The 12,324-nt window shown below is 41.0% G+C and carries 12 protein-coding genes; 7 read left to right on the top strand and 5 right to left on the bottom strand.

The window, feature by feature from the left end:
* Positions 1-368 precede the first annotated feature (368 nt).
* From secA to KME09_18735, 3 genes are all read left to right on the top strand, one after another.
* A complete protein-coding gene (gene secA, locus KME09_18725) occupies positions 369-3,218 on the top strand; it encodes a preprotein translocase subunit SecA (GenBank protein MBW4535975.1) in 2,850 nt (949 codons plus the stop codon).
* 343 nt (positions 3,219-3,561) lie between these two features.
* Positions 3,562-5,808 (top strand): glycoside hydrolase, encoded by a 2,247-nt coding sequence (locus tag KME09_18730; protein MBW4535976.1) that lies wholly within the window; start codon positions 3,562-3,564, stop codon positions 5,806-5,808.
* A gap of 108 nt (positions 5,809-5,916) precedes the next feature.
* Positions 5,917-6,996, top strand: a complete 1,080-nt coding sequence (locus KME09_18735; protein MBW4535977.1) for an ATP-dependent 6-phosphofructokinase — start codon at positions 5,917-5,919, stop codon at positions 6,994-6,996.
* On the opposite strand, the gene KME09_18740 is transcribed toward KME09_18735, so the two are convergent.
* A complete protein-coding gene (locus KME09_18740) occupies positions 6,993-7,142 on the bottom strand; it encodes a hypothetical protein (GenBank protein ID MBW4535978.1) in 150 nt (49 codons plus the stop codon). The genes KME09_18735 and KME09_18740 overlap by 4 nt on opposite strands.
* 72 nt (positions 7,143-7,214) lie before the next feature.
* Here KME09_18740 and KME09_18745 point away from each other — a divergent pair, with 72 nt between their 5' ends.
* Entirely contained in the window at positions 7,215-7,436 is a 222-nt protein-coding gene (locus tag KME09_18745) for a type II toxin-antitoxin system HicB family antitoxin (protein ID MBW4535979.1), read from the top strand.
* 32 nt (positions 7,437-7,468) lie between these two features.
* The gene (locus KME09_18750; protein MBW4535980.1) at positions 7,469-7,681 is read left to right on the top strand and encodes a type II toxin-antitoxin system HicA family toxin; all 213 of its coding nucleotides are present in this window, start codon (positions 7,469-7,471) and stop codon (positions 7,679-7,681) included.
* Positions 7,682-7,707: 26 nt separating this feature from the next.
* On the opposite strand, the gene KME09_18755 is transcribed toward KME09_18750, so the two are convergent.
* Both KME09_18755 and KME09_18760 read right to left on the bottom strand, forming a co-directional pair.
* Positions 7,708-8,367 (bottom strand): Uma2 family endonuclease, encoded by a 660-nt coding sequence (locus KME09_18755; protein MBW4535981.1) that lies wholly within the window; start codon positions 8,365-8,367, stop codon positions 7,708-7,710.
* A gap of 89 nt (positions 8,368-8,456) precedes the next feature.
* Entirely contained in the window at positions 8,457-9,086 is a 630-nt protein-coding gene (locus KME09_18760; protein ID MBW4535982.1) for a M23 family metallopeptidase, read from the bottom strand.
* Between the two features lie 357 nt (positions 9,087-9,443).
* Between KME09_18760 and KME09_18765 the strand changes: the two genes are divergently transcribed.
* The gene (locus KME09_18765; GenBank protein ID MBW4535983.1) at positions 9,444-9,842 is read left to right on the top strand and encodes a hypothetical protein; all 399 of its coding nucleotides are present in this window, start codon (positions 9,444-9,446) and stop codon (positions 9,840-9,842) included.
* A 70-nt stretch (positions 9,843-9,912) separates the two neighbouring features.
* Here KME09_18765 and ndk read toward each other — a convergent pair whose 3' ends face one another.
* A complete protein-coding gene (ndk, locus tag KME09_18770; protein MBW4535984.1) occupies positions 9,913-10,362 on the bottom strand; it encodes a nucleoside-diphosphate kinase in 450 nt (149 codons plus the stop codon).
* Positions 10,363-10,480: 118 nt separating this feature from the next.
* Here ndk and KME09_18775 point away from each other — a divergent pair, with 118 nt between their 5' ends.
* Entirely contained in the window at positions 10,481-11,149 is a 669-nt protein-coding gene (locus tag KME09_18775; GenBank protein MBW4535985.1) for a CDP-alcohol phosphatidyltransferase family protein, read from the top strand.
* Positions 11,150-11,153: 4 nt separating this feature from the next.
* Here KME09_18775 and KME09_18780 read toward each other — a convergent pair whose 3' ends face one another.
* Positions 11,154-12,278, bottom strand: coding sequence for a D-alanine--D-alanine ligase (locus KME09_18780; GenBank protein MBW4535986.1), 1,125 nt, complete (start codon positions 12,276-12,278; stop codon positions 11,154-11,156).
* Positions 12,279-12,324 lie beyond the last annotated feature (46 nt).

The raw sequence follows: 12,324 nt of genomic DNA on the forward strand, positions 1-12,324 counted from the left end.
CGCCGTAAGGGGAAAGCTGTTATAGGTAGTTCCGTAACTAATAGTACCCTAAAGGAAGTTCTGACTGCCTTGCGAGGTTCTCAGAAGCCAGCGTTGTATGCGTAGCATCAACGTCTGGAGAAGTCACTATTTACAGGGTTTTGGGGACAACTTTCCTGGGAGCTAAATTTTATTGCTCACTTCTTACGAAGTTTGCGACGCAACTTCGCGCTGCTCACTGTTCATGGGTAGATATCCCTAAAGTCGTTGGCAAGAGGCAAATGGTAGAATTATTACGAGTTATTAAATATTGCGATCTAACTAGGCAATCAAAGATTAGAAAGCAAATATAAATCAATTAGGAATACGGATCATACATAAAAATTACTATGCTGAAAAGACTGTTGGGCGACCCCAATGCACGTAAATTAAAGAAATTTCAGCCTTTGGTGGCAGAAATCAATCTGATTGAAGAAGACATCAAAAATCTAGCTGACGAAGATTTAAAAGCCAAAACGAACGAATTTCGTGAACAGTTGGCGAAGGGGAAAAACGACGATGAAATCAAAGAAATTCTTGATGATATTTTGCCCGAAGCTTTTGCCGTAGTTAGAGAAGCAGCAATTCGTGTTTTAGGAATGCGTCACTATGACGTGCAGTTGCTTGGAGGCATAGTATTACACAAAGGTCAGATTGCCGAGATGAAAACTGGGGAAGGTAAAACCCTTGTATGTACCTTACCCGCTTATCTCAATGGTTTGACAGGTAAAGGAGTTCATGTCGTTACAGTTAACGATTATCTTGCTCGTAGGGATGCGGAATGGATGGGGCAGGTTCACCGTTTCTTAGGCTTATCTGTTGGTTTGATTCAGTCGGGAATGAGTCCTCCTGAAAGAAGAAAAAACTACGCTTGTGATATTACCTACACTACTAACAGTGAGTTAGGCTTTGATTATCTGCGGGATAACATGGCTGTTTCCATGGAAGAAGTGGTACAGCGTCCTTTTAATTACTGTGTCATTGATGAGGTTGATTCGGTACTAATTGATGAAGCCAGAACTCCTCTAATTATTTCGGGACAGGTTGAACGCCCCACAGAAAAGTATCTTCAGGCATCTCAAATAGCAGCCCAGCTAGTTAAACAGCAAGAAAATTACGATGAGGAATTAAATGGTAGTGAGGGCGTTGGTGATTACGAAGTAGATGAGAAAGCTCGTAATGTTTTGATGACCGACGAAGGTTTTGCCCGTGCGGAAGAAATCCTTGGGGTCAGTGACCTATACGACCCTGAAAATCCTTGGGCGCACTATATTTCTAATGCGGTTAAAGCTAAAGAACTCTTTACTAAAGACGTTAATTACATGGTGCGTAACGACGAGATTGTGATCGTCGATGAGTTTACAGGACGGGTATTAGCAGGCAGACGCTGGAGTGATGGTTTACATCAAGCTATTGAAGCCAAAGAAGGTGTGCCAATTCAGAAAGAAACTCAAACTCTGGCTAGTATTACTTATCAAAACTTTTTCTTGCTCTATCCTACATTGGCAGGGATGACTGGTACAGCTAAAACTGAAGAAACTGAGTTTGAAAAAGTGTACAAGCTTCAGGTAACAATTATCCCGACCAACTTGCCTTCTAAACGTGCCGATTTAGCTGATGTTGTGTTTAAACAAGAAATTGGTAAATGGCAGGCGGTAGCAGAAGATTCTGCCAATATGCATGAGAAGGGACGACCTGTATTAGTAGGTACTACCAGCGTTGAGAAATCCGAGTTGATTTCTAAGTTATTGCAAGAAAAAGGCATTGAACATAATTTGCTCAACGCAAAACCAGAAAACGTCGAGCGGGAATCAGAAATTGTGGCCCAAGCAGGTCGTAAAACGGCTGTAACTATTGCCACTAACATGGCTGGGCGTGGTACTGATATTATTTTGGGTGGTAATGCCGATTATATGGCAAGGCTCAAAGTTAGAGAATATTTGATGCCTAAAATAGTTGCTCCTGAAGATGACAATTTCATGGCGGGAGTGCCAGGTGTCGATTTAGGTAAAAATTCGCCTAAAGGTTTTGGCAACGGTAGCAGTAACGGTAAAAAAGTTAAAACTTGGAAAGCCTCACCCCAAATCTTCCCGACTGAACTATCAACAGAAACTCAGAATTTTCTTAAGGAAACGGTAAAATTTGCCGTTCAACAATATGGAGAACAAAGCTTATCTGAACTAGATGCCGAGGAAAAAATTGCGATCGCTTCAGAAAATGCTCCTGTAGAAGATCCTGTCCTACTGAAGCTCAGAGAAGCTTACAAGATGGTGCTTGAAGAGTATGAAGTGTTTACCAAGGCAGAACATAATGAGGTGGTTGCCAACGGTGGACTACATGTAATTGGGACTGAGCGTCATGAATCTCGTCGAGTAGATAACCAGTTGCGAGGTCGTGCGGGTAGACAGGGTGACCCTGGTTCAACTAGATTTTTCCTCAGTTTACAGGATAACCTGTTGCGGATCTTTGGTGGCGATCGCGTGGAAAAACTGATGAATATGATGCGGGTGGAAGACGATATGCCCATTGAATCTAAAATGCTCACCAACTCCCTCGAAGGAGCGCAAAAAAAAGTCGAGACTTTCTATTACGATACTCGTAAACAAGTGTTTGAGTATGACGAGGTGATGAACAACCAGCGTCGTGCTATTTATGCTGAACGTCGTCGGGTATTGGAAGGATTAGACCTCAAAGAACAGGTAATTCAGTATGCTGAAAAAACGATGAGTGAAATTGTCGATGCCTATATTAATCCTGAGCTACCCCCTGAAGAGTGGAAGCTAGACAAAATGGTTGATAAAGCCAAAGAGTTTATCTATCTGCTAGAAGATGTAGCACCTGAACATTTAGAAGACATGACTGTTAATGAGATCAAAAACTTTTTATGTGAAGAAGTTCGCAAGGCTTATGACATCAAAGAACATCAAATTGACAGTATGCAGCCTGGGTTAATGCGCCAAGCGGAACGATTCTTTATTTTGCAACAGATTGATACCCTCTGGCGAGAACACCTACAGGCTATGGATGCCCTACGAGATTCAATCGGACTGAGGGGTTATGGGCAAAAAGACCCCTTAATTGAATATAAACAAGAAGGATATGAAATGTTTTTGGAAATGATGATTGATATCCGTCGCAATGTTGTTTATTCTCTGTTCCAGTTTAAGCCACAACCTCAGCCACAACCCCAGGCAGTATAAATAAAACACTGTCTCTTTTCTTATATTTCTTTAAAGCCAGTAATCAGTGCTGGCTTTTTTTTAAGTATGTAATTTTATTCATATAGCCATACGTAAAAACGTTAGGACATTTTTGAAATACTACTTCCTATTTCCTATTTCCTATTTCCTACTTACGAGCCGATTAATATTAATGTCCTAATTTAACTTTGTACGGCTATATCTAACAGCGATCGCTTTTCGTCGAGATGAGATAATTTTCTTTTGTCTAAAGCATCTTATATTAGCGATAAAGATTTATATTAATCTTGAGTGTCTATACTCCTTCAACGGTTTTATTCTTCCTATATTTGTTGCTTAATCTATGTCTCATCCTCTCTACGTAGCTTTTGTCTGGCATCAACATCAACCTTTATATAAATCGAGAGAAGCAGACTCGGATGCTTGGGGACAGTATCGTTTACCTTGGGTCAGATTACACGGGACTAAGGATTATCTAGACTTGGTGTTGATGTTGGAGCGTTATCCTAAGCTGCATCAGACGGTAAACCTAGTGCCATCTTTGATGTTGCAACTGGAAGATTATGCCGAAGGAGAAGCGATCGATCCTTACTTGGCATTGGCTCTAACTCCCGAAGCGCAATTAAAGATTAAAGATAAGCAATATATTATCAAGCATTTCTTTGATGGTTATTTTCATACTTTAGTTGAACCCCATCCTCGTTATGCTCAACTGTATTATCAGAGACAAGATAAAGGTGCTGCTTGGTGTTTAGAAAATTGGACAGAACAAGACTATAGCGATTTGTTAGCTTGGCATAATTTAGCCTGGATCGATCCTTTGTTTTGGGATGATGCTGAGATTGCTGGCTGGCTCAAACAGGGTAAAGATTTCACCTTAAGCGATCGCCAAAGAATTTATTCTAAACAACGCTCAATTATCAAGCGGATTATTCCCCAACACAAACAGATGCAGAATCGCGGGCAGTTGGAGATTATGACCTCCCCCTACACTCACCCAATCTTGCCCTTATTAGCGGATACGAATGCGGGAAGAGTGGCAGTACCCAATCTGTCTTTACCTCAAACTCGTTTTCAGCGGACAGAAGATATCCCCCGTCATTTAAGTATTGCCTGGGAAATGTACCTCGATCGCTTTGAACAAAAACCTTTTGGTTTATGGCCTTCGGAACAGTCTGTCAGCCCCGCAATTTTGCCCTATATCAGCCAGCAGGGTTTTAAATGGATTTGTTCTGATGAAGCAGTATTAGGTCATAGTATTCAGCGTTTTTTCCATCGTGACGAAGCGGGTAACGTCTTTGAACCTGAGTTACTTTATCGCCCCTATCGTCTAGAAACAGAACACGGAGATTTGGCGATCGTCTTCCGCGATCACCGACTATCAGATTTAATTGGCTTTACCTATAGTGGGATGAATCCCCGCCACGCTGCTGCGGATCTGATCGGACATTTAGAAGCGATTGCCCGTTCGTTAAAATCTCATCAAGCTAATCCCGACACAGCACTACAAAAACCTTGGCTAGTAACTATTGCCCTGGATGGCGAAAACTGTTGGGAATATTATCCCCGTGACGGGATTCCGTTTTTAGAGGCTTTATACGAAAGATTGAGCCGTGATGAAGATATCAAGCTGGTAACGGTCAAAGAATTTATTCAACAGTTTCCCCCGACGGAAACTATACCATCCCAACAGCTACACAGTGGGTCATGGGTTGACGGCAGCTTTACAACTTGGATCGGCGATCCTGTCAAAAACCGTGCTTGGGATCTTTTGACCGCAGCCAGAGAAACCTTAGCTAGACACCCAGAAGCGACAGAAGAAGCTAATCCTGAAGTTTGGGAGGCTCTATATGCTGCCGAGGGTTCAGACTGGTTTTGGTGGTTTGGCGAGGGACATTCTTCTAATCAAGATGAAATGTTTGACCAGCTATTCCGCGAACATATTGCTGCTATTTATCATGCCCTTAATGAACCTGTCCCCAAAGAAGTTTATCAGCCTGTAGACAAACATGAAATAAAAGGCGATCGCCCTCCCCAAAGCTTTATTCATCCTGTTATTAACGGTCTTGCTGATGAACAATACTGGGATCGTGCAGGTAGAATCGAAGTTGGTGGCGCGAGGGGAACAATGCACCGTAGCAGTGCTATCCAACGGCTATATTATGGCTTGGATCACCGCAATTTTTATCTCCGTCTGGATTTTAAAGCAGGAGTCAAGCCAGGAAAAGATATTCCAGGAGAGTTACATCTACTTTGGTACTATCCAGGAGTGACAAATCATAATAGTCCTGCGCCGATCTCACTTTTACCCGATGAACCACCGCTAAACTATCATTTCCATCATCATCTAGGCATTAACTTAGTTACCGAATCTGTTTGGCTACAAGAATCCCACAGTCATGGTCAATGGCATATTCGTGCCTGTCGTGCTGAAGTAGCTTTCGACCAATGTTTAGAAATTGCGGTTCCTTGGGCTGATTTACACATAGAACCAGATTATCCGTTAGAAATACTGGCAATATTTGCCGATCATGGCGAATTTCATAGTTTCGTTCCAGAAAACAAATTTATTCGACTACAAGCACCTTGATTCAATGAGCAATGACTATTTGGTTTGTGGAATTTTGTTTAATTTTCTAGCCTTTATTACCATTGAACGAAAAAATTAGAGGGTAAATAGATATAAGTCTAAAATTAAATGCCAGAGAGAAAAAGGATTGGTATTTTAACCAGTGGCGGTGACTGTGCGGGATTAAATGCAGTGATTCGGGCGGTAACTCATTGTGCTGTCGATGTTTACGGTTGGGAAGTATTAGGAATTTGTAAGGCGACTCATGGCTTGATGACTCGTCCTCCTGAAGCAATTCCTTTAGATATTACCCAGGTCGATCGCCTCTTAACTATGGGGGGAACGATTCTCGGCACTACCAATAAAGGAGATCCCTTTGCTTTTCCCATGTCTGATGGTGAATTACGCGATCGCTCAAACGAAATTATTGAAGGATACCAACAACTAGACTTAGATGCTCTAATTGGGATTGGCGGAGACGGTAGTTTAGCTATTCTCAGGAAACTGGCACAGCAGGGAGGAATCAACCTGGTGGGTATTCCTAAAACCATTGATAATGACGTGGGTATTACCGAACGCTCAATTGGTTTTGATACAGCGGTGAATATTGCCACAGAAGCGATCGATCGCCTACATTTTACTGCTGCTAGTCATAGTCGAGTGATGATCCTCGAAGTTATGGGTCGAGATGCAGGACATATCGCCCTCAATGCAGGCATTGCAGGAGGAGCAAACATGATTATGATTCCTGAAATTCCCTATAAAATCGAAAACATCTGTGACCATATTAAAAAAAGACAGGCTAGAGGACAGGATTATTCGATCGCCGTTGTCTCCGAAGCTGTCTGTACTGAAGCAGGAGAGGTGCTAGAGCAAGGTCATTTTGCCGATTGTCGTCTTGGGGGGATTGGGCAATATTTAGCCGAGCAAATTACCCATAAAAGCGGTGCCGAGACGAGAGTGACTGTGTTGGGTCATACTCAACGAGGAGGAATATCTTCGCCTTTGGATCGCATTTTAGCATCGGCGTTTGGTGTAGCAGCAGTAGAGTTAATTGCCCAAGAAAAATACGATCGCATGGTTGCTTGGCAGGATCGACAAGTAACGAGTATTCCTATTGTGGAGGCGATTAAGAATTACCGCGCTGTAGATCCTCAAGATACGTTAGTGAAAACTGCTAGAGGTTTGGGCATTTGCTTGGGAGATTAACTAGACCAAGATTTTTTCTCTAAAACTGCAATAGTAAGATTTAAAGCGATCGCCGAGGTAGATAGCTTCGCGATCGCTTGTTTGCAACTTATCTTGATGTATTTCTGCATATAAGGCGATCGCATTTCGAGAATTTTAGGTAACAAGCTATTAACTATAGATTCATCAAAGCTCTTTATAATTGAAAATATGATTTTTATTTTTATATTGAGTAACTAATGAAGTCCCTACAAGATTATACGGTCGTTATTCGTCCCGACGATAATAATACTTTTGTGGCATACGTTCCTGCAATTGAAGGATGTCATGCTTGGGGGGAAACTTCCGCAGCAGCAAGAGCAGAATTAGATAATGTTTTCGCCATGATCCAAGAAGAATATCAAGAAATAGGGCGTTCTCTTCCTCAAGACTTTGAATTAGTAGTTAATAATGCCAGCTAAAGCTAAAGAAATAGAGCGAGTTGCCAAAAAACTTGGTTTTAAAAAAGTGGCGAGACCCCGCGTCGCCGAAAGGCGCAAGGGAATGCTCGCCAAGACAGAAAGGCAGTCATGCACGTTGGAAACATCCTGATGGGAGAGCAACTACTATTCCTATTCATGGTAAAGCTGAAATTGGTAGCTGGTTATTTCAAGAAATTTTAAAGCAAATAGGAATTACGGAAGAAGAATTTAATCGACTTCGATAATTAAGTAAAGCGATCGCCTTGATTTTTTATTTTATCTGTTGAATAAATTTTTGATGTTCGATTGTATTTAAACCTTGCTGTACTATTTTCAAAACTTCAGCCAGCTCATAATTTAATAAAGAATCAATCCCTAGCCATAAGCCAGGGAAAACTTCGCTTTTGAGCGTGTTTTTTTCGTCTGGTTTTAACTTAATGTACTCCCCGTCACTAAGACAAAACCAATCAAAAATGCGATCGCTGACTTGCCAAACTAAATATTCCTGTACCCCATTGCGACGGTATACCTGTAGCTTTTCCTGTAGATCGTAAGATGCCGTACTAGCAGCAATTTCCACAATTAATTCTGGCGCACCTCGAATGTAATCATCAACGTCTATTTGCGATTGTCCTCTTTCGATTCGTAGTAAAGCGTCAGGTTGGGGTTCGTTGTCTGCATCCAATCTCACGGTAGTATTATCGGCAAATTGTGTTCCTGGAGTGGCTGCACAATAAACTCCTAACCAAGTCATAATGTGTGCGTGAGGTTGTCCGTGAATGATTCTGACGGGAGATGCCATGTATACTCTTCCTTCAATTAACTCGGCTTTTTTAAGCTCTGGCATTGCTTGATAGCGTCGCTCAAATTCTATCCGAGAAAGGCGATCGCCATTTTCTAAAGGAAGTATTTTAGATTGATTAGTAACCATGACTATTACAAAGCATCTATTAGGTTTATTATATTCAAGCAGATAGTCTATGTTCTGCGTATTTGACCAATAGAATTAAAATAGAAATACTATGATGTGGAGGAAATAGTCTGACGCTTAAACATTTCCTTCAGTACTAAAGCTGGATCTACATAGCCGCCATTGTGCTTGAGTACCCAGTGTAAATGAGGGCCTGTGGTGCGTCCACTCATTCCAATACGACCAATTCTTGCACCTGCGGGAATTGTTTGACCCAAAGCGAGCCGAAGTCCCCCTTCGCGATCGAGAAGAAACCTGCTATTGCTAGAGTCTTCTACATAGCCTTCCATATGACAATAAACATGTTGCCATTCTCCAGATTGAATTGTGATTGATGTGCCACAGGCGGTATTGTCTGATAAGCTCGTGATTTTTCCACCCCACCAGCTCCGAATATAGCTACCGCGAGGAGCTGCTAAATCCAATCCATTGTGGAATTGACGCTCTCCAGTTACGGGGGAGATGCGATAGCCAAATGGGGAAGTATAAGATTGGAAGTTTTCTACAGGAAAAGAGCCACTTGCCCAAGCTGCGGAAACATTTTGAGAGATTAATGAATCTTTAGGTGATGCTTCTAATGGGATGTGTCCCCAGCCATTAAGTTTTAAGCTTATTAGACAAGTAGCTACAATGATAGTTAGCCAGCGAATATATCGAATTCTAAATAATTTATCGGTCATGAATAGTGGCTCAATTTAATAATAATTTACGCTTAACAGGACTTATTTAAGTCTAATTAGTCCTGTAGAGGGGATTTCAATATAAAATGTTTCTCAGGTTACAGTTAAGCAAAAAATAAATAATTTTTGAGTAATAACCAATAAATAAACTAATTAGATCAAAGATATTTTAATGAATACGAAATATTCCTACTAAAATATACTGTTAAATTATCTAAGGAGCAAGATAAAGGTAAGCGTTTATACGAAAAAATATCATAGCTTTTAATGGGGTATTGTTTATTAAAGTTTTTAAAAAGAGATTTAAACTTATTTCAGTTAACTAAGATACATTTAAAACAAGCGTTTAAAAAAATTATGCGAATCAATATTATTCCTTTTTCATTTGAAATAGATTCAGTCAGACTTGCTGGTAGCTGTATTTGGTCTCTAGCTCTTTATCTAGGTCTAGATTCAAGCAAAATGTGGATTGCTCATCAATTAGAAAGGTGGCTTAATTTCGCAGATGGATATTTGTATACTTCTACTAAGGAATTTGAAGAAACTCGTTCTGCTAGAGAGGCGCAAAATGCTTTTTATGCATCTGTGTTTAGTATTATTCCTTTTTTAATTGCGGGAGCAATAACTAATTGGGTTACTGAGATTAGCTTTGGGGGGAGTAGTTGGGCGATCGCTTTAGGGACTATGACCTGTATCATCTGCGGATTATTTGCCCTGGCTAATCAAGACTACGATCGGCATAGAGAAGAGGACTAAGATTCTGATTAACCATAATTAGTTTGCTCAATCCTCTGTTGCTCATGCGCTCTTTTAATTTATGTTTAATTTATTCGTAGAGCCAAGATTTTCTCACGGGTTCCCAATCTACTAATTCTGATTCATCAAACCAGAGTGCAACTTCTGCGGTAGCGGTTTCAGGAGCATCGGAGCCGTGAATCAAGTTACGTCCAATACTTACCCCCAGATCGCCACGGATTGAACCAGGTGCAGCAGAGACAGGGTTAGTTGCGCCAATAATATTTCTCGCAGCAGCAATTACATCTTCGCCTTCCCATACCATGGCAATGACTGGAGCAGAGATAATAAAATCAACTAAACCTTTGAAAAAAGGTCTTTCTTTGTGAACGTCATAGTGTTTTTCCGCTAGTTCACGGTCAACCTGCATCATTTTCATTCCTACCATGGTAAATCCCTTGGATTCAAAACGATGAATGATTTCTCCTGTGAGATGACGCTGTACGCCATCAGGCTTGATCATAATAAAAGTGCGTTCCATAATCTCCTCAATAATTGGTTACAAAATGTCACAAACTTTAGAGTAACCCAGATCGCTGTTGTTTTTAATTTTTTGTTGAGGAATTTAAAAACTCTGAAAAACTTTTAAAATAAAACAAATGAAAGATCTCAAACCACACCAAAGAGTAAATGATATTCTCTTAGCTCCTTTAGAAAGACCTGCTTTACAATGGCTTGTGGCCCATATGCCTGAATGGATTAACCCAGATATTCTGACAGTAATTGGTATTTTCGGAGCTGTATTAATCTTTGGTGGTTACTTTTTTTCCAACCAAAATTCAGTATTTCTTTGGGTTGCTAGTCTAGGATTTATAATCAACTGGCTTGGCGATGCTCTCGACGGTAGTTTAGCTCGTTATCGCAAAATTGAGCGCCCAAAATATGGTTTTTTTGTCGATCATACAGTGGACTCATTTAATGAAGTGTTAATTGTCCTTGGTCTTGGTCTTTCCCCCTACGTTAGTTTCAATATCGCTTGTCTGGGATTGATCGGTTATTTATTGATGTCGATCTTGGTCTATATTCGTACCTATGTAAGTGGAGTTTTTCAGCTTTCCTATGGCAAACTAGGCCCAACTGAAGTCAGAGTAATTTTGATCGTACTCAATACAACTATGTATTTCTGGGGGATCCCAGATATCAAGCTTCCTCTGGGATTAAACACCATTTATGATATTCCGATCGCAATTTTGGCGGTAGTTTTAGGCATCCTCTACACTTTTAGCTCAATTAAAGAAGCGATCGCCTTGGCTAAATTGGGAGAATAAATGATTAATTTCCATTCCCTTCTCGATAACGCTCCATAGCTAAATCAATCAAGCGATCGACTAGTTGAGGAAAAGTAATTCCTGTCGCTCCCCAAAGTCGGGGATACATACTGGTAGAAGTAAAGCCTGGGATAGTATTTATTTCGTTAATTAAAACTTCTCCTGTCTCTTCAACATAGAAAAAATCAACTCTCGCAAGTCCTGCTGCATCTACGGCTAAAAAGGCGTTGATTGCCATCTCTTGAATCTGTGAAATAACTGTATCGGGAAGATTGGCAGGGATATGTAGCTGAGCTGCACCCTCGGTATATTTAGTTTCGTAGTCGTAGAAATCGCTATCAAAGGTAATTTCCCCCACTACTGAAACTTGAGGATGATCGTTACCTAATACGGCACATTCAACTTCTCTGGCGTTGACTCCTGCTTCAACGACAATACGGCGATCGTAACTGGCAGCATTATCTAAAGCGGCTTCTAATTCTGAGCGCGATCGCACTTTGGCAATACCGACGGATGAACCCAGATTAGCGGGTTTAACAAAGCAAGGATAGCCCAATTTGGCTTCAATATCATCACAAAGTTTGGGGAACACACAAGGGTTAGAATAGACTTGGGATCTATTGACGGCGACATAATCTACCTGGGGTAATCCTGCTTGGGTAAACGCCATTTTCATCGCAATCTTATCCATACCCAACGCCGAACCTAGTACCCCTGAACCGACAAAAGGAACCTTCATCAGGCTAAGTAAACCCTGCACGGTGCCATCCTCTCCATTTGGGCCATGTAAGATGGGAAACCAGACATCAATCTCCGAATAGCTGCTTTGTCCAACAGGAGCCAGAGAAGAAAAGCCCGCCGTTGTTAGCTGACTGCTTTTTTGCTCTTTTTGTTCATCTGTAGTAGTGTCTTCTTCAAGTAGTAAAGGTATTCCTGAAGTTAATACTTGCTGAGCGAGTTTGCTGGGTTGCCAGATGCCCATTTTATCGATATATACGGGTAAGACATCGTATTTACTTTTATTATCCCCTTGTTCTAATGCAGAGGCGATCGCTCTTGCTGAAGTAATGGAAACCTCATGTTCTCCCGAACAACCACCGAATAGTAAACCGACTTTTTGCTTCACCATAGTTATATCCCCAAAATCTCACCAGTAATGCTACATCATCTTGCAG

The sequence above is a fragment of the Pleurocapsa minor HA4230-MV1 genome (assembly GCA_019359095.1).
GTDB lineage: Bacteria > Cyanobacteriota > Cyanobacteriia > Cyanobacteriales > Xenococcaceae > Waterburya > Waterburya minor.